Here is a 17,012-nt window from a genome sequence, read left to right as displayed (position 1 = left end):
CCTGCTTCGGACCTTTCATGAATATTCTTTAAATTTTTATTAGATCTCGTTCACTTTCCGCTTCACGTAAGTGGTATGTAACAGATGGTGTGCTTTCTCACTCCCCGGTTCTCCGAGGAAGGTTGCGTACAGCTCCTTGATTGCCGGATTTTCGTGGGATTTGCGGATTGGGTTGTTTTTGTCGGAGTCGTAGAGAACTTTGGCGCGCAGGCCGCGGATATCGACGCTGTTGCGTACGTAGCCAGGCTGCTGCGGCTGGCCGCCGCCGTTGATACATCCACCCGGACAGCCCATGATCTCGATGAAATGATAGGTAGCTTCACCGGATTTGACCTTTTCAAGCAGCTTTCTTGCGTTTCCAAGACCGGAGGCGATGGCTACCTTAACTTCCAGACCTGCTACCGGATAAGTGGCTTCCTTGATGCCTTCCATGCCGCGGACGTCGGTGAAGTCCAGATTCTGTAATTCCTCACCGGTCAGGGTTTCCACTGCAGTGCGGAGTGCTGCCTCCATAACACCGCCGGTTGCGCCGAAGATAACAGCTGCACCGGTTCCAAGTCCCAGAGGAGCGTCAAATTCTTCGTCCGGGAGGGTAGTGAATTTCAGGCCGACCTTGCGGATCATGCGTGCAAGCTCCCTTGTGGTTAAGGAGTAGTCTACATCCGGAATGCCGTTTGCGGCTTCATCCGGACGCTGAATCTCAAATTTCTTTGCGGTACACGGCATAATGGAAACGGAAACGATATCCTTCGGATCCAGGTTCATCTTCTCTGCATAGTAGGATTTTGCAATGGCACCGAACATCTGCTGCGGCGATTTGCAGCTGGATAAGTTCTCGGTCATATCCGGGAAGTAGTGTTCACAGTATTTGATCCAGCCCGGGGAGCAGGAGGTGATGAGCGGAAGCACACCGCCGTTCTGCACACGGTCCAGGAATTCATGAGCCTCTTCCATAATGGTTAAGTCGGCACTGAAGTTGGTGTCGAATACTTTGTCAAAGCCGATGCGGCGAAGGGCTGCTGCCATCTTGCCCTGTACGTTGGTGCCGATGGGGTAGCCGAATTCCTCGCCCAGAGCGGCGCGTACAGCCGGAGCGGTCTGTACGATGACATGCTTTTTCGGATCTGCGATGGCTGCCAGAACCTCGTCCACCTGGGATTTCTCCTGGAGGGCACCGGTTGGGCAGACTGCGATACACTGGCCGCAGGAGACACAGGAGGTCTCGCCCAGGCCCATGTCGAAGGCGGAGCCGATAAAGGTGGCAAAGCCGCGCATGTTGGCACCAATGACACCGATGCCCTGTACCTTCTCACAGATTGCGGAGCAGCGGCGGCAGAGGATACATTTGCTGTTGTCACGGATCATGTGCACCGCGCTGTCGTCGATTACGGACGGGGTGCGTTCGCCATCGTAATAACCTTCGTCGGTAACACCGAGTTCCTTACAGAGCTGCTGCAGCTCGCAGTTTCCGCTGCGGACGCAGGATAAGCACTTGCGGTCATGGTTGGAAAGCAGAAGCTGCAGGGTTTTCCTGCGGGACTCCAGTACCTTTGGCGTGTTGGTCCATACTTCCATGCCTTCGTTGATCGGGTATACGCAGGAAACCACCAGGCTTCTTGCCCCTTTTACTTCTACTACACAGATGCGGCATGCGCCGATCTCGTTGATCTCTTTTAAGAAGCACAGAGTCGGAATTTCAATGTGCGCCAGTCGGGCTGCCTCCAGAATGGTGGAGCCTTTCGGGGCACTGACTTCCATGCCGTTGATTTTGATTGTGATATTCTCCATAGCCATTCTCCTCCATTACTGTTTGTAGATCGCGCCGAATTTACATTTCTCCATGCAGGCACCGCACTTAACACACTTATCGGTGTCGATGATATGCGGATTCTTAACGGAGCCGATGATAGCGCCAACCGGGCAGTTTCTTGCGCACAGGGTACAGCCCTTACATTTGTCTGCGTCGATATGGTAGGAAAGGAGCGCTTTGCAGACGCCTGCCGGGCAGCGTTTCTCTTTGATGTGTGCTTCGTACTCGTCACGGAAGTAACGCAGGGTGGACAGAACCGGGTTAGGAGCTGTCTGGCCGAGACCGCAGGCAGAATTCTCTTTCACGTAGTAGCAGAGCTCTTCCAGCTTATCCAGATCTTCCATGGTAGCGGTGCCCTTGGTGATCTTGGTGAGGATCTCCAGCATACGTTTGGTGCCGATGCGGCATGGAGTACATTTACCGCAGGATTCTTCTACAGTGAATTCCAGGAAGAATTTTGCGATATCTACCATACAGTCGGTTTCATCCATAACGATCAGACCGCCGGAACCCATCATGGAGCCGATGGAGATGAGGTTGTCGTAATCGATCGGGATATCAAAGTGCTCTGCCGGGATACATCCGCCGGACGGACCACCGGTCTGTGCTGCTTTGAATTTCTTGCCATTCGGGATGCCGCCGCCGATCTCTTCGATGACCTCGCGCAGGGTAGTACCCATCGGGATCTCTACGAGGCCGGTGTTGTGGATCTTACCGCCCAGTGCAAATACCTTGGTTCCTTTGGACTTCTCGGTACCCATGGAAGAAAACCATTCCGGACCGTTTAAGATGATCTGCGGGATGTTGGCATAGGTCTCTACGTTATTTAAGATGGTCGGCTTGCCAAATAAGCCCTTCTGTGCCGGGAACGGAGGACGCGGACGCGGTTCGCCGCGGTTTCCTTCAATGGAGGTCATGAGTGCGGTTTCCTCGCCGCAGACGAAAGCTCCGGCACCGAGTCTTAAGTCGATATCAAAATCGAAGCCGCTTCCGAAAATATCTTTTCCCAACAGTTCCATCTCGCGTGCCTGGCTGATAGCGATTTTCAGACGTTCTACTGCGATCGGATACTCTGCGCGCACATAGATGTAGCCCTGGTTTGCACCAATGGCGTAACCGGCAATGGCCATAGCCTCCAGTACCGCGTGCGGGTCGCCCTCTAAGACGGAACGGTCCATGAATGCGCCCGGGTCGCCTTCGTCGGCGTTACAGCAGACATATTTCTGGTCGGCATCATTCTGCTTGGCCAGCTTCCATTTGAGGCCGGTGGGGAATCCGCCGCCGCCGCGTCCGCGCAGGCCGGAATCTAACAGGCACTGGATGACATCGTCCGGGGTCATTTCGGTGAGCACTTTACCAAGGGCTGCGTAGCCGCCGGTTCCGATGTACTCTTCAATGACTTCCGGGTTGATGATGCCGCAGTTACGCAGGGCAATGCGGTGCTGTTTTTTGTAGAAATCTGTGTCGATGAGAGCCTTGACGCCGGCCGGAGTAACGGTCTCCTGATAGAGAAGACGGGTAACGACACGTCCCTTTAATAAGTGCTCCTGAACGATCTCAGGAATGTCTTCTACCTTGACCATGGAGTAGAAGCTTGCGTCCGGGTAGACGATCATGATCGGGCCCAGGGCGCAGAGACCGTGGCATCCGGTCTGGACTACGGAGACTTCTTTCTCCAGCCCGGCCTTTTTGATCTCTTCTTTTAAGGTTTCCATAATCTGCTGGCTTCCGGAGGAGGTACAGCCTGTTCCACCGCAAACCAATACATGTGAACGATACATCTGTTGTCCTCCTTATTTCAGATCTGCAGAATTTAAGGTATATTCTTCGACAATGTGTCCGCCGATGAGATGGCGCTCCACCACCTCGGCAGCTTTGTCCGCATTCATTTTGATGTAGGTGATCTTCGGTTTGCCCGGTTCCATGACCTCTACGATGGGCTCGTACTGGCAAAGGCCGATACAGCCGGTCTGGGTAACGGAAATTTTATCGGTCAGTCCCTTTTCCTGAACCAGATTGGAAAGGGCGTTTAAGACTGGTCTGGCACCGCTGGCAATGCCGCAGGTAGCCATGCCGACCACAACGCGAGTGTGGGTGTGGTCTTCCGCACGCATGCTGACCTGACTCTGCATTCTCTCGCGGATTGCTCTTAATTCTTCAAGACTTTTCATGATAGGTTCGTCCTCCTGTTCTGACGGTGGTTTTAGTATACAGTTCCGCCGTCGGTTTCGAGTTTGTTTTCAGTCAGATAGTCTTTGATGTAGCTGGAAATTTCGGGTGTGGTAAGGGAAACATCTCCCAGGATAGCGCGCATCTCGCGGGTGTCCAGGGAAAATTCTTTTTCACCGCAGCGGTAAACGTAGAGAAAATCAGTGTCCGGATGGCCCTGGATCAGGGTCTGAATGGTGGCAGTCATATCGCCGAGGGGCATCCGGTCAATGTGATTTAAGGTAAAGACCGCAGTGACCGTGGTCCCTTTTCCAGGCTCTGATTCGATGGAGAAGCTTCCTCCGGTGCTCTCGGCGGCCAGCTTGAAAAACGGAACGCCAAGGCCGACTTTCCGGGTGGTGCGGCTGGTATAGAATGGGTCGGTGACCCGTTCGACCTGTTCTTTTGTCATGCCGCAGCCGTCATCCGCAATGATGACGGTAAGCCTGTCCAGATCCGGCTGTACATCTACGGTAATCTGTACCAGGGATGCGCCGGCCCGGGTGGAATTTTCCGCTACGTCAAGGATATTCAAAGAAATTTCCGGCATCATAGGCTAATTGTATTTGGCAAGGATGCCAGGAATATCGTCCGGGGTGAGCCGTCCGTAAACTTCGTCGTTGATCATCATGACGGGAGCCAGTCCGCAGGCACCGACACAGCGGCACGAATCCAGCGAAAAACGCCCGTCCGGAGTGCACTCTCCGTTGGTGATGCCAAGAAGCTCCTCCAGTTTTGAAAAAATGGCGCCGGAGCCCTTTACGTAGCAGGCAGTGCCGAGGCATACGGAAATCTGATACTTGCCCTTGGGCTGCAGTGCGAACTGGGAATAGAATGTGGAAACGCCGTAGATCTTCTCTAACGGGATTCCGGTTTCATTGGAAATCATAGTCTGGACTTCAATCGGCAGGTAGCCGTAAATGTCCTGAGCCTGCTGCATGATTGGCATGAGCGCGCCTTTGGTGTCTTTCAGCTCAGTAATTACTTTCTTTAAAGCAGCTTCCTGCTCTGGCGTTCCGCTGAAAGGAACACCTTCTTTTTTACAAGCCATGTAAACCCTCCTCCTTATTACATTGTAAAATGTTTATAATATATTAACATGATGATGAAAAAAAATCTACAAAATTCATCCGTTAATTTAAAAACACAATAAATGTTTTTGTTGATTATTAACAGAAACGATGGTATTCTTACACTATAAAACTGTTTGGTTTGTCAAAAACATGACAAAATTTACAGCAATACAAATGGCTCAACCAATATAATAGTATGCTTCATTTATTTTATGACAGGGGGAATCTGCCTATGACAGCAAGAGATGTTCAGAGGATCCTCGGTGCCCGGGTGCTTGTGGGAGAAGAATTTCTGGACCGAGAGATCACAAGTGCCTGCGCATCCGACATGATGAGTGATGTGCTGGCTTTTTCCAAGGACCATTCGGTTCTGATTACCGGGCTTTGTAATCCACAGGTCATCCGCACTGCAGAGATGCTGGACATTGTCTGCGTGATCTTTGTGCGGAGAAAACATCCGGATGAAACCATCCTTGCCATGGCAAAAGAACGTGAATTGATTGTCATGGAAACAGGACACCGCATGTTTTCTACCTGCGGCATGCTTTACAAGGCCGGACTTGGCGGAGGTGCAGTCTGATGGAAAACGCGATCGTATTACAGTATCATGTTTCAGCCGATGATTTTACCCGGGCAGGGGAAGCCAGCAGCGACGTGAAGGGAAAGTTAAAGCAGCTTGGCATCAGCCCGGAGGCTGTACGCAAGGTGGCCATTGCCATGTATGAGGGCGAGATTAATATGGTGATCCATGCGAAAGGCGGAGAGATCACGGTGGAGATCACACCGGAAAAGGTGCGGATGGTCCTGGACGATATAGGACCCGGCATTCCGGATATTGAGCTTGCCATGCAGGACGGCTATTCCACAGCGCCGGATGAGGTGAGAAACCTCGGCTTTGGCGCCGGAATGGGACTGCCGAATATGAAGAAATATACCGATGACATGAAGATAGAGACAGAGCTTGGTGTTGGAACAAAAATCACCATGGAAGTGAAGCTTATGTGAGAATTTTGACAGCGAAAAGACATTTGGAGGTGAAAGGCGGCATGGACAAGTTTTACCATTCCGTACGTCTGGATGAGGAACTGTGCAAGGGCTGCATCAACTGCCTCAAGCGCTGTCCCACCCAGGCAATCCGTGTGCAGGATGGCAAAGCCCGGATCAACAAAAAATTCTGCATTGACTGCGGCGAGTGTATCCGGGTATGCCCCCATCACGCAAAACATGCAGTCTATGATCGGCTTGAGGAGATGGAACGTTTCCGATATAAGGTGGCCCTTCCGGCCCCTTCTTTATACAGCCAGTTTAACAATTTGGATGATATTAACGTCGTGCTTCACGCCCTTTTGCTTATGGGCTTTGACGATGTGTTTGAGGTGAGCGCAGCGGCAGAACTGGTCAGCGAGGCCACTCGCGCGTATCTGACGGAGCATGAGGAGCAGCTTCCGCTGATCAGCACGGCATGTCCAAGCGTGGTACGGCTGATCCGGGTGCGTTTTCCGAATCTAATCCCGCATCTGCTCCCCTTAAATCCGCCGGTGGAGGTGGCAGCGGGCCTGGCGGTGAAACGGGCTATGGAAAAGACCGGACTTCCCAGAGAGGATATCGGCATCTGTTTTATCTCGCCGTGTCCGTCCAAGGTGACCTACGCAAGGTCACCGATTGGAATAGAAAAAAGTGAAATTGACTGTGTGCTTGCCATTAAGGATGTGTATCCGCAGCTGTTAAAATATATGAGGCAGGTGGATGAAGATCCGGAGAACATTAGCATTTCCGGGAAGATCGGCATCAGCTGGGGCCACAGCGGCGGCGAGGCAGGCGGACTTTTCACAGAGAGCTATCTTGCGGCAGACGGCATTGAGAATGTGATCCGGGTCCTGGAGGATATGGAGGATCAGAAGTTTACCAATCTGAAATTTGTGGAGCTGGATGCCTGCAGCGGCGGCTGTGTGGGCGGTGTGCTGACGGTGGAAAATCCCTATGTGGCAGAAGTAAAGCTAAAGCATCTGCGCAAATATATGCCGGTCGCGAGAAGTCACATGGATGCGGAGACAGAAGAAAAAGCGGAAGAACTGATGACGTGGACCCAGGGCGTGGAGTATGAGCCGGTTTATAACCTGGGCGAGACCATGATGGAGAGCTTTGCGCGCTTAAGCCGGATTGAAGTCTTAAGCAAGCAGCTTCCGGGACTGGACTGCGGAGCCTGCGGCGCGCCGTCCTGCAAGGCACTGGCAGAGGACATTGCCCGGGGAGCGGCGAAGGAAGAGGACTGCGTTTATATTATGAAAGAACGGATCCGGCAGCTGATGGAACAGGAAAAAGGAGGGCAAACGTGAAAGTAAAAGAACTTCTGGACAGTGGGAAATTTCAGGTAATCCATGCGGGGGATGACCCGGAACGGGAAATCACAACTCCGTTTTGCTGTGATCTATTAAGCGTGGCCATGGGAAAAGCTCCGGCGGGCTGCGCCTGGGTTACCGTGATGGGAAATATGAATACGCTGGCGGTGGCTACACTGGCGGATGCGGCCTGCATCATTCTGGCAGAGGGCGCAGCGCTGGATGAGACTGCCAGGAAAAAGGCAGAGCAGCAGGATATCATGGTGCTGGCTACGGAGGAGCCGGTGTTTGAGGCAGCGCTGTGGGTGTGGCAGCAGATGCAGGGAGAAGGGCATGGAGCGTGAATTAAGTTATGATCTGCATATTCACTCCTGCTTGTCCCCCTGTGGGGATGACGACATGACCCCGGGCAACATTGTGGGGATGGCGGCCATCAAAGGCCTGGATGTAATCGCGGTGACGGACCACAACTCCTGCCGCAACTGCCCTGCAGTTCTGAAGCTGGCAGAGCAGTATGGTGTGCTTGCCATACCGGGCATGGAGCTGACTACCGCGGAAGAAGTACATGCGGTCTGCCTGTTTTCAGAGCTTTCCGCGGCAATGGAATTTGACCGGTTTGTTTATGAGAAACTCATGAAGTTTCCGAATCGGGAGGAGATATTCGGAAAGCAGCAGATCATGAACGAGGAAGATATCTGCATCGGCACCGAGCCGAATTTGCTCATTAACAGTACGGAACTTTCTTTTGATGAACTGTGGGATATTGTGGCCGGGCAGTACGGAGGCGTCATGATCCCGGCCCACATCGACAAAAATGCCAACAGCCTGATCTCCAACCTGGGCTTTGTGCCGCCGGAGAGCCAGTTCCGGACAGCAGAGCTGCACGATATGGCAGCGCTTGAGGAATTAAAAAAGAGCAATCCCTATCTGGGGCAGTGCCGCATCATCTGCGATTCCGACGCGCATTATCTGGAACATATCCATGAGCCGGAGTGGAAGATGAAGGTGCGGGAGAAAAGCGCGGCGGCGGTGATTGCGTATCTGAGGGGAGAATAAAAAATACTGGATATTTCCGGGAAAGTTTGCTCGGAAATATCCAGTATTTTTTATTCATGCAGATTCGGTTCCGCATGTGATTTTAAAATCCGCCATAATGTACTGCGCCCGATCCCAAGACGCTGCGCAGTCCGGCTCTGGTTGTTATTTTCTTCTTTCAGGACCATGCGTACGACATCATAGGTGATGTCATCCAGGGTCTGATTTAAGTCAAACTGATACCCGGATTGTTCGGGAGCCACCCAGAGAGCTGTTTCCTGATGCAGGAGCCGCATCGTATTTTCGTAAGAAATATACGGAGTTGAGGTAATCAGCATCAGCTCATAGATAATACGCTGCAGCTGGTGCAGATTACCTTCCCACGGAAACTGTTTTAGCGCTAGGCTGGCTTTAGTGTCAAATCCGATGATCGGTTTTCCGAGATCTGCGTTCAGCCGGTTGAGATAGAGTGTAGTCAGGTAGGGAATATCATCCGGCCGTTCTCTTAAAGGAGGAAGGTGAAGGGACAGACAGGAAAACAGTTTGGTGATTCCGGTAATGATGGGTTTGGAATCATATTCTTCATTGTTCGTGGAAAAGGAAAAATACAGCCGGTTCCGGGCAGCCAGACGGGTATCCGCAATGTAGGAAAGAAGCTGGCTGAAAATCTGGGGCGGGATCGTTTCCATCTGCTTAAAGTAAATGCTGTGCCCGTTATGTGCCAGCGGGGAATCATGATGGGAAAGCAGATAGGTCCAGTTCCGCTCTGTGGCATAGGCACAGTCAATCTGGTAAAAAATGGTGTTCCGGTAGCTGCTCTTACAGTAAATATTGTAGGCAGCCAGGTCTTTTCCGGTCCCTTTTTCGCCGGAAATCAGTACTGGGGTGGAAACGAGGCTGTATTTTTGGATCAGATCCCGTGTGGTTGACAGGCCGTGTGTGCTGTTGAAATAAGAAAAATCGGGCATGACATTGCTGCCGGCTATTTTTTCTGTGATCGCGTCTATTTTCCTGATTTCCTGTTTTTCTTTTAGCATGGAATACACATAAAGGCAGGTGCTGTTCCGCATGGTGGATTTTTTCATGGTAAGGCGCAGCCTATGCCCCTTGATGGTACGTTCTAAAGAAGTATCCCCTTCTTTCCACAATTCTTCAAAATGTTCCTGCAAAAATGGAAGAATCAGTTTTTTTTCATATTCTGAGAGGCTTGACAAGATACTTTTTCCATACTGGTCAAAAATGGTGCATGCGACAGGGCTGTTTTGAAATGCCATGGTCAGCTGGGTCAGTTCCCTGCGGCTTTGCAGGGAAGAGCGGGTCAGGGAGATAGCCTGCTGGAATGTGTTCTGGACAGATTCGTAACCACTGGTGACAAGGACCGGCGTAATTCCCATGGAGAGAGCCAGATTATGCGCGATCACATCACAGACAACTACCGAAATTCCCATTTCTTTGAGCCGTTTCATATTGGATACGGCATCTTCTTCACTCCAGATCGTATAAATCGGGATATCGTAATCGAGCAGTTCACATAAAATACGGGCATGGCTGGTGATATTTTCGTAGCCAATGATCGCTATGGGCTGTTGGAAGTTCTGGGCAAGCCGTATGGCGCGCAGGGCATCGAGTGCCCAGAGGCCGATGTCGTAGACCGGCAGCGCAATGCGCTCTTTTAAGTAGCTGGCGGTACCGCCGCGGGATATAACTGCGTCGTAATTCAGCAGATTCAGTTTGTCCAGAATAGAATCCACTTCACTTAAGTTTGCCACAAAACAGTCAGCCTGTACCTTTGTTTCAGAAAGAAGAACTTCACGAACCAGTTCGTTCATGCCGCGGTAGGGAGAAATGACGAGAAAATGGATATTTTCCATAAATGACCTCCTGTACTTTGCTCGATATGTTTCATAATAAAACAGAAATGATAAAAAAACAACAAAAAAACAGAATTGATTTAAAATGAAACAAATTAACAAAGAGAAATTCTGGAGCGTATCAGGAGTTTCTGTTAGGATAGCACCATCAAGAGAGAACGAAGGGAGTAATAAATCATGAACCATCAGTTGATTATCCCGTCTGTACTTTATACAGGAGAGGGAAGCATTGCAGGGAGCATCAAAGAAGTGCTCGCAAAAGAGCAGGCAAAGAAAGTGCTTGTTTTTACAGATAAAGGAATTATTGGAGCTGGTTTACTGAATCTTTTATTAGACGCGTTAAAAGAGCGGGGAACCGCGTATGAGATTTTCAGCGATTTAAGACCAGAGCCATCTTATGAAGATGTGGAAAAAATCCGCAGACAGGCAGAAAACAGCGAGGGAGACCTAATCGTGGCATTTGGCGGCGGAAGTGTTATGGATGCCGCAAAACTGGTTTCCATTTTAAAAGGTTCCGATTATTCGGTGAAAGATCTTCTGGCAGACCCGTCCCTTGGAAGAAAGCAGATGAAGAGCGTGGCAATCCCGACCACCTGCGGAACCGGATCTGAGGCAACCTGCAACGCCATCGTGGCAGTTCCGGAAGAGGAGGTAAAGAAGGGCATTGTCAACACCGCCATGATCCCAGATTATGTAATTCTGGATGCGCAGGTGATCAAAAAACTTCCGAAGTCCATTGTGGCAGCTACCGGAGTTGATGCGCTGGCTCATGTGGTAGAGTGCTATACTTCCAAAAAGGCTACCCCATTGAGTAATACTTACGCGCTTGCAGGAGCAAAACTGATCTTTGAAAATATCAGAGAGGCTTATTGCAATCCGGACAATATGGAAGCAAAAAGCAATATGATGCTGGGTGCTTTTTACGGTGGTGTGGCAATTACCGGAAGCGGTACTACTGCGGTCCATGCTCTGTCTTATCCGTTGGGCGGCAAATATCATATCCCGCATGGCGTATCCAACGCGATCTTATTTGCTCATGTTATGAAAATGAACAAAGAGGCCTGTGCAGAACAGCTTGCGGAAATCTGTGACGTGATCAATCCGTCTCTGTATGCACAAAGCATTGACGCAAAAGCAGACTATGTGATCGGCCAGATTGAGGATGTCGTGAAGTTCACGGAGATTCCGACCGATTTATACAGCTTTGGTGTGAAGAAAGAAGATCTGGATTTCCTGGTAGATTCCGGAAGCAAACAGACCAGACTTCTAGTAAACAACCGCAAGGAGCTGACACTGGACGATATCCGTTCTATCTATCTGAAAGTTTTATAAGAAAAAAGGGGGATTACAACATGGCACAGTTACCAATCCTGGCAATTACAGCAGGAGATCCGGCAGGAGCAGGTCCGGAGATTACAGCAAGAGCCTTTGCGAACGACAGTGTTTATGAAATGTGCAGACCAGTCGTGATCGGGGATCCATGCATGATGCAGCAGGCGCTTGTATGTACCGGCTTAAACGATCAGATCCGGATCCACGTGATCGAAGATGTAAAGGATGCGGTTTATGAGAGGGGCATCATGAATGTTTATGATATGCATCTGATCTCCGACCCGTCTGAAATCGAACTTGGAAAGATCAGCAAAGAAGCAGGAGAAGCCGCATTTCAGTATGTAGTGAAAGCAATTCAGCTGGCAATGGCAGATGAAGTGGATGGCACAATCACCAACGCGATCAGTAAGGAAGCGATCAACCTGGCAGGGCACCATTATTCCGGCCACACCGAGATCTATGCGGATTATACCGGAACGAAAAAGTACTGCATGATGTTGGCACACAATGATTTCCGTGTGGTACATGTATCCACGCATGTGTCTTTACGGGAAGCCTGTGACCGCTGCAAGAAGGAGCGGATCCTGGATGTGATCGAGATGGCAGATGAAGTATGCCGTGACCTTGGCATTAAGGAGCCGAAGATAGCTGTGGCTGGTTTAAATCCGCACTGTGGAGAGCACGGAATGTTCGGAAGAGAGGAAATTGAGGAAATCGAGCCGGCTATTGCAGAAGCAAAGAAAAAGGGCATTCAGGCAATTGGACCGTGCCCGCCGGATACAGTATTTTCCCAGGCGATCGGCGGCTGGTATGATATCGTTGTATGCATGTATCACGATCAGGGCCATATTCCGACGAAGGTACAGGGCTTTGTGTATGACCGTGAACGGCAGCAGTGGAATGCGGTTGCAGGAATCAACATTACACTGGGACTTCCGATCATCCGTGTATCCGTAGATCATGGAACTGCATTCGATCATGCCGGAAAAGGAGATGCAAATGAACTGAGCCTGCTTAATTCCATCGAATATGGAGCGAAGATGGCACTGAGCAGACTTGAGAAAAGGGGGTAATCCGTATGGATAAACTCCTGATCATTGCAGATGATTTTACCGGTGCGCTGGACACCGGGATTCAGTTTACCAAGATGGGAGTCCGCGCAAAAATCATTACGGATTATCAGTACGATTTTCAGAATCTGAAAGAGGAGTACCGGCTGCTTGTAGTCAACACAGACACGCGGCCGCTTTCTCCCAAAGAAGCGTATCAGAGAGTCTTCCACCTTGCGGCAAATGCCAGAAAAGCCGGATTCGGGTATGTATATAAAAAAACGGATTCGGGGCTTCGCGGAAATGTAGGCGCAGAGTTAAAGGCGGTTATGGATGCCTATGAAGAAAATATGGCGTACTGCATTCCTGCGCTTCCGTCCCTCCACCGGACAACAAAGGATGGCGTACATTACATCGATGGTGTTCCCGTAGAGAAAAGTGTTTTCGGAAAGGATCCGTTTGAGCCGGTTTTAAAATCTGATGTGGCAGATGTGATCCATCTCCAAAATGAGATCCATGTGGAAAAGGTGCCGCTGTTTTCTTACGAGCATGTAAAGTGGGAGCAGGACGAACCGACCGTATTTCTGTTTGACGCGGAGACGGATTACGATATGTACCGGATCGCGGGAAGACTGAAGGAACATACCAACTACCGGATCTGCGCAGGGTGCGCGGGATTTGCCGCGGCATATGAAGTCCTGATCGATTTTGAACGCGGGAATCCGCATTACATGCAGGATTCAGACGGGCTTCTGGTTTTATGCGGAAGTGTAAATGAAATTACCGTAAAGCAGCTGGCCTATGCAAGAGAGCATGGCTTCTCGTCTGAACGCCTGAAAAATGAGCAGAAACTGAACCCGGAATACAGAACATCCGAAGCAGGAGAAGCATTTCTTGATCAGCTTTACAAAAAAATCTGTACAACGGACCGGTATCTGGTGGATACATTGGATGAGGCAAATGAGGAAGGCGCGCTGGACTATGCAAAGCGGATGTGCCTGAGCAGCAGTCAGGTGCGGTTCGGAATCGCGGATACGCTGGGATGGATCGCGGCCGGCATGATCAGGCGGGGCTGGAATGGAACCCTGTGCATGACCGGAGGGGATACGCTCATGGGATTTATGCGGCTGACCGGAGTAACCGAGCTAGTGCCAATCTGCGAGATCGGAAAAGGAGCAGTTCTCTCGGCAATGCGCTGGAATGGCAGAAGAATCCAGGTAATCTCCAAATCCGGAGGATTCGGGGAAGAGACGATTTTTCAGCAGATGTATGATACTGTTTTTGATGAGACAAGCATTTACAGAAAGAAGAATTGGGGGTAAACATGGAGACAGCACAGAAAAAATGTCTGGGTATTTTTGATGAGGCAGAAGAGAAGGTGATCGCTGCCGGAATTATTTTTATGGTACTGATGGAGACGGTAAACACCATTTTTAAATTTGTGCATCCGTCGGCTGCGGGGTTACCGGAAGAGCTGGCGAACTTCGCATATACCTGGGTTGCGTTTTTATGCGCAAGCTTTTGCACCAAGCGCGGCGCGAACATCATTGTAGACGCGCTGACGAACCTGTATCCGAAAGCATTACGGAATGTTCTGGAGTATGTTCAGTATGTTCTTGATATCGTGATGTCTGTCATGATTGTTTACGGTGGCTTTCAGTTTGTGGCCAAGACCCTGGCAGAGGGCGGCACAGGAAAAACCGGTTTTCCGCTTTGGATTGTGTATCTGGCACCGATCGTCGGATTTGGCGTAAACATCATTCGTGACATTCAGAAGATTATGGAAGTAAAGACTTCCAGAGCAAAGTAATACAGGGGGATCAGTTATGTTATCATTAATTTTCGTATCATTTTTTGTTGTCCTGCTGGGACTCGGATTTTCCATGACATTATCTTACGGCGCGGCATTTATCATTCCGGCAATCGCCACTGGTTTTACCCAGTACGATATGATGAGCATTGTAGAATGGCTTTGCAAAGCAGCAGGAAAAAGCACTTATGTTGCGATCGCGCTCTTTGTGGTTTCCGGAAATATTATGTCAAAAGGAAAGCTGACAGAGCAGATCTTCGCATTTTTCCAGTATTTCTTAGGCAAAAGCCGTTCCTGCATTCCGATGGTTGCTGTTCTGACTGCAATTTTTTATGGAATGATCTCCGGATCCGGAATGGCTGTTGTAGCAGCTGTTGGCGCTATGGTGCTTCCGATGCTGATCGATTACGGTTATGACCGCGCTTTCTTTGCGGCAATGCTTGCGGCAGCAGGTTCTCTTGGCCAGCTGATCCCGCCGAGTTCCGCAATCTTACAGTACTGCGCGATGGCTGGTACCGATGAGGGACAGATGTTCAAGGTCGGCGCAGTGATTGGATTTACCTGTGCGATCGTTCTTCTGGCACTGACCCTGATCCACTGCAGAAAAGATACCGGAGATATGGAAAAATCCAGAAAAGCTTATGAGAGTTTAAAAGCAGAGGGATTTGCAAAGGTAGTAGGAACCTCCATTTGGGGGCTTCTTTCCCCGGTTATTATTCTTGGAGGCATTTTCTCCAATCTGCTCAGCGTTGTGGAGGCAGCAGCAATTTCTGTTGTATACGCATGTATTGTATCCCTGTTTATTTATAAATCCCTGGATCTGAAGGGATTATGGGAAGCATTTAAGGGTTCTGTAAAGAACGTGGCTTCTGTTGCGATGATGCTTGCATTTGCGGTAGCATTTTCCAGCCTTCTGGATGTATTCCATGGCGGTGATATCATTGCGGCAGCCATCACAAGTGTTCTTTCCACCCCGACCGCATTCATTATCGCATCGGTTGTGGTGATGTCCATCGGTATGATGTTCATGAACCCGATCGCGATCATTGTTCCGATCGTAGCGCCGATTGCAGCTTCCTTTGGAATCGATCCGATGGTATACGGCGCTGGTATGTCCGGTATCGTGGCAATCGGTTCCCTGACTCCGCCGTTTGGCGTATCCCTGTATATTATGTCACCGATCGCAAAGGTGCATCCGATGACAATTGCAAGGAAAGTGCTTCCGTTCTGGGGCGTTATGACACTGATTATTTTGATTTATATGCTTTTCCCGCAGTTAAGTGTGTGGGCATACCGATAAAAACTGGGAGGATTATGTATGGAATACAGACACATTGGAGAACTGACTCCGGATGGTACCGTTTATGTAAATGATGATATGGGAACCCTGGAGGCGATGGTACCTCCGGGAAAATACGCGACAGCTCACGCTCCGGCGCTTCTGGAACTGGAAAACGGAGATATGCTCTGTGCCTGGTTTGCGGGTTCCTTTGAGGGAAGCAAGGACATCAGCATTGTGTGCGCAAGAAAAGAAAATGGCTCCGATCACTGGGAGGAGCCGGTGGCAGTATCTTACGATACCGAGCGAAGCGAGCAGAATCCATCTTTATTCCCGGGACCGGATGGCGCGGTATGGTGCATGTACACCGCGCAGCTGGATCGTATGGAAGGAAAAGATAACATGCAGTTTACTTCCATTATCCGCCGCCAGAGATCGTTTGATGGTGGAAAAACCTGGGGAGAGGCAGATGTGATCTTCCCACAGGAGGGAAGTTTCTGCAGACAGCCGATTCAGGTGCTTTCCAATGGAAGATGGATCTTCGGAAACTGGATCTGCACGGATTCCGTGAATGGACTGGAAGGAGATCCAACTGCATTCCGCATTTCCGATGATCAGGGAAAGAGCTGGAAGTTAGTAGAGATGCCGGAGAGCAACGGTGCGGTACACGCAAATGTAGTAGAGCTGGAGCCGGGAAAACTGATCGCGCTGATGAGAAGCCGGTTTGCCGATTTTGTATACATCAGCCATTCCGAAGATAACGGTGACACCTGGACAAAACCGGAGCCGACCGTGCTTCCGAACAATAATTCCAGTATCAGTGCCTTGAAGCTTCAGAGCGGAAGACTGGCGATCGCCTACAATCCGACGCACGTGCCGAATCCGCAGTATGGCAAGGTGGCATGGCCGGGACTTCGCTGTCCGGTAGCGGTTGCGCTTTCTGAGGATGGAGGCAAAACTTTCCCGATGGTGCGCCTGATGGAGCGCGGAGAGGGATTTTCCGGCGAGGAAAATACCACCAACAACAAGCAGTATGAGTATCCGTATCTGATGCAGGGAAAAGATGGAAGACTGCATCTTGCCTATGCCTATAAGAACAGAATCGGAATCAAGTATGTAAGCTTTACAGAGGAAGATGTGATGGGAAGCAAGCGGGAAACCGTGGGATTGTACAATCCGACTGCGGCCCAGAGCAGATAGGAGCAG

Annotated in this window: 17 protein-coding genes; 11 read left to right on the top strand and 6 right to left on the bottom strand. The window is 50.3% G+C overall.

Annotated elements, in window-relative coordinates; all coding sequences use genetic code 11:
• Window positions 1-39 precede the first annotated feature (39 nt).
• From DWY84_RS13765 to DWY84_RS13745, 5 genes are read right to left on the bottom strand one after another with little or no spacing between them, the layout of a single operon-like run.
• Complete coding sequence (locus tag DWY84_RS13765; RefSeq protein ID WP_118533945.1) at window positions 40-1,788, bottom strand: NADH-dependent [FeFe] hydrogenase, group A6; 1,749 nt, start codon at window positions 1,786-1,788, stop codon at window positions 40-42.
• Window positions 1,789-1,803: 15 nt separating this feature from the next.
• Window positions 1,804-3,591, bottom strand: a complete 1,788-nt coding sequence (gene nuoF / locus DWY84_RS13760) for an NADH-quinone oxidoreductase subunit NuoF (RefSeq protein ID WP_118533944.1) — start codon at window positions 3,589-3,591, stop codon at window positions 1,804-1,806.
• 12 nt (window positions 3,592-3,603) lie between these two features.
• Window positions 3,604-3,981, bottom strand: a complete 378-nt coding sequence (locus tag DWY84_RS13755; protein WP_118533943.1) for a (2Fe-2S) ferredoxin domain-containing protein — start codon at window positions 3,979-3,981, stop codon at window positions 3,604-3,606.
• A gap of 32 nt (window positions 3,982-4,013) precedes the next feature.
• Window positions 4,014-4,571: a sensor histidine kinase gene (locus DWY84_RS13750; protein ID WP_118533942.1), complete on the bottom strand. Its 558-nt coding sequence runs from the start codon at window positions 4,569-4,571 to the stop codon at window positions 4,014-4,016.
• Between the two features lie 3 nt (window positions 4,572-4,574).
• A complete protein-coding gene (locus tag DWY84_RS13745; RefSeq protein ID WP_118533941.1) occupies window positions 4,575-5,069 on the bottom strand; it encodes an NAD(P)H-dependent oxidoreductase subunit E in 495 nt (164 codons plus the stop codon).
• Window positions 5,070-5,323: 254 nt separating this feature from the next.
• On the opposite strand from DWY84_RS13745, the gene DWY84_RS13740 reads away from it, so the two are divergent.
• The 5 genes from DWY84_RS13740 to DWY84_RS13720 are packed head-to-tail and all read left to right on the top strand — an operon-like array spanning window position 5,324 to window position 8,486.
• The gene (locus DWY84_RS13740; RefSeq protein WP_118533940.1) at window positions 5,324-5,671 is read left to right on the top strand and encodes a DRTGG domain-containing protein; all 348 of its coding nucleotides are present in this window, start codon (window positions 5,324-5,326) and stop codon (window positions 5,669-5,671) included.
• Window positions 5,671-6,096, top strand: a complete 426-nt coding sequence (locus DWY84_RS13735; RefSeq protein ID WP_118533939.1) for an ATP-binding protein — start codon at window positions 5,671-5,673, stop codon at window positions 6,094-6,096. Before DWY84_RS13740 ends, DWY84_RS13735 begins: the two co-directional genes overlap by 1 nt.
• A gap of 41 nt (window positions 6,097-6,137) precedes the next feature.
• The gene (locus tag DWY84_RS13730) at window positions 6,138-7,427 is read left to right on the top strand and encodes a [Fe-Fe] hydrogenase large subunit C-terminal domain-containing protein (protein WP_118533938.1); all 1,290 of its coding nucleotides are present in this window, start codon (window positions 6,138-6,140) and stop codon (window positions 7,425-7,427) included.
• Window positions 7,424-7,774 carry a hypothetical protein gene (locus DWY84_RS13725; protein WP_118533937.1) on the top strand — a complete coding sequence of 117 codons (351 nt, stop codon included), beginning with the start codon at window positions 7,424-7,426 and terminating at the stop codon, window positions 7,772-7,774. The genes DWY84_RS13730 and DWY84_RS13725 overlap by 4 nt, the downstream gene beginning before the upstream one ends.
• On the top strand, window positions 7,764-8,486 hold the full coding sequence (locus DWY84_RS13720) for a PHP domain-containing protein (protein ID WP_118533936.1): 723 nt from the start codon (window positions 7,764-7,766) through the stop codon (window positions 8,484-8,486). Before DWY84_RS13725 ends, DWY84_RS13720 begins: the two co-directional genes overlap by 11 nt.
• A 50-nt stretch (window positions 8,487-8,536) precedes the next feature.
• Here DWY84_RS13720 and DWY84_RS13715 read toward each other — a convergent pair whose 3' ends face one another.
• Window positions 8,537-10,336: a sigma-54-dependent transcriptional regulator gene (locus DWY84_RS13715; RefSeq protein ID WP_178716453.1), complete on the bottom strand. Its 1,800-nt coding sequence runs from the start codon at window positions 10,334-10,336 to the stop codon at window positions 8,537-8,539.
• 177 nt (window positions 10,337-10,513) lie between these two features.
• On the opposite strand from DWY84_RS13715, the gene DWY84_RS13710 reads away from it, so the two are divergent.
• The 6 genes from DWY84_RS13710 to DWY84_RS13685 are packed head-to-tail and all read left to right on the top strand — an operon-like array spanning window position 10,514 to window position 17,006.
• Window positions 10,514-11,668: an iron-containing alcohol dehydrogenase gene (locus tag DWY84_RS13710; RefSeq protein WP_118533934.1), complete on the top strand. Its 1,155-nt coding sequence runs from the start codon at window positions 10,514-10,516 to the stop codon at window positions 11,666-11,668.
• 20 nt (window positions 11,669-11,688) lie between these two features.
• The gene (gene pdxA, locus DWY84_RS13705; protein WP_118533933.1) at window positions 11,689-12,741 is read left to right on the top strand and encodes a 4-hydroxythreonine-4-phosphate dehydrogenase PdxA; all 1,053 of its coding nucleotides are present in this window, start codon (window positions 11,689-11,691) and stop codon (window positions 12,739-12,741) included.
• Window positions 12,742-12,746: 5 nt separating this feature from the next.
• Window positions 12,747-14,039 carry a four-carbon acid sugar kinase family protein gene (locus tag DWY84_RS13700; protein ID WP_118533932.1) on the top strand — a complete coding sequence of 431 codons (1,293 nt, stop codon included), beginning with the start codon at window positions 12,747-12,749 and terminating at the stop codon, window positions 14,037-14,039.
• Between the two features lie 2 nt (window positions 14,040-14,041).
• Window positions 14,042-14,527 carry a TRAP transporter small permease gene (locus DWY84_RS13695; protein ID WP_118533931.1) on the top strand — a complete coding sequence of 162 codons (486 nt, stop codon included), beginning with the start codon at window positions 14,042-14,044 and terminating at the stop codon, window positions 14,525-14,527.
• Window positions 14,528-14,543: 16 nt separating this feature from the next.
• Window positions 14,544-15,827, top strand: a complete 1,284-nt coding sequence (locus tag DWY84_RS13690) for a TRAP transporter large permease (RefSeq protein ID WP_118533930.1) — start codon at window positions 14,544-14,546, stop codon at window positions 15,825-15,827.
• Between the two features lie 18 nt (window positions 15,828-15,845).
• Window positions 15,846-17,006 carry a sialidase family protein gene (locus DWY84_RS13685; protein WP_118533929.1) on the top strand — a complete coding sequence of 387 codons (1,161 nt, stop codon included), beginning with the start codon at window positions 15,846-15,848 and terminating at the stop codon, window positions 17,004-17,006.
• Window positions 17,007-17,012 lie beyond the last annotated feature (6 nt).

The sequence above is a fragment of the Clostridium sp. AF27-2AA genome (genome assembly GCF_003478505.1).
GTDB lineage: Bacteria > Bacillota > Clostridia > Lachnospirales > Lachnospiraceae > Brotaphodocola.
The sequence above is the reverse complement of the archived record's forward strand: the minus strand, read 5'-3'. Positions and strand labels throughout refer to the sequence as shown.

Excerpts from the sequence above, each read along its gene's own strand:
- nuoF (WP_118533944.1), bottom strand. The coding sequence starts at position 3,591 with ATGTATCGTTCACATGTATTGGTTTGCGGTGGAACAGGCTGTACCTCC.
- DWY84_RS13745 (WP_118533941.1), bottom strand. The coding sequence starts at position 5,069 with ATGGCTTGTAAAAAAGAAGGTGTTCCTTTCAGCGGAACGCCAGAGCAG.
- DWY84_RS13695 (WP_118533931.1), top strand. The coding sequence starts at position 14,042 with ATGGAGACAGCACAGAAAAAATGTCTGGGTATTTTTGATGAGGCAGAA.
- DWY84_RS13750 (WP_118533942.1), bottom strand. The coding sequence starts at position 4,571 with ATGATGCCGGAAATTTCTTTGAATATCCTTGACGTAGCGGAAAATTCC.
- DWY84_RS13715 (WP_178716453.1), bottom strand. The coding sequence starts at position 10,336 with ATGGAAAATATCCATTTTCTCGTCATTTCTCCCTACCGCGGCATGAAC.
- DWY84_RS13765 (WP_118533945.1), bottom strand. The coding sequence starts at position 1,788 with ATGGAGAATATCACAATCAAAATCAACGGCATGGAAGTCAGTGCCCCG.
- DWY84_RS13740 (WP_118533940.1), top strand. The coding sequence starts at position 5,324 with ATGACAGCAAGAGATGTTCAGAGGATCCTCGGTGCCCGGGTGCTTGTG.
- DWY84_RS13685 (WP_118533929.1), top strand. The coding sequence starts at position 15,846 with ATGGAATACAGACACATTGGAGAACTGACTCCGGATGGTACCGTTTAT.
- DWY84_RS13755 (WP_118533943.1), bottom strand. The coding sequence starts at position 3,981 with ATGAAAAGTCTTGAAGAATTAAGAGCAATCCGCGAGAGAATGCAGAGT.
- DWY84_RS13720 (WP_118533936.1), top strand. The coding sequence starts at position 7,764 with ATGGAGCGTGAATTAAGTTATGATCTGCATATTCACTCCTGCTTGTCC.
- pdxA (WP_118533933.1), top strand. The coding sequence starts at position 11,689 with ATGGCACAGTTACCAATCCTGGCAATTACAGCAGGAGATCCGGCAGGA.
- DWY84_RS13710 (WP_118533934.1), top strand. The coding sequence starts at position 10,514 with ATGAACCATCAGTTGATTATCCCGTCTGTACTTTATACAGGAGAGGGA.
- DWY84_RS13735 (WP_118533939.1), top strand. The coding sequence starts at position 5,671 with ATGGAAAACGCGATCGTATTACAGTATCATGTTTCAGCCGATGATTTT.
- DWY84_RS13690 (WP_118533930.1), top strand. The coding sequence starts at position 14,544 with ATGTTATCATTAATTTTCGTATCATTTTTTGTTGTCCTGCTGGGACTC.
- DWY84_RS13730 (WP_118533938.1), top strand. The coding sequence starts at position 6,138 with ATGGACAAGTTTTACCATTCCGTACGTCTGGATGAGGAACTGTGCAAG.
- DWY84_RS13700 (WP_118533932.1), top strand. The coding sequence starts at position 12,747 with ATGGATAAACTCCTGATCATTGCAGATGATTTTACCGGTGCGCTGGAC.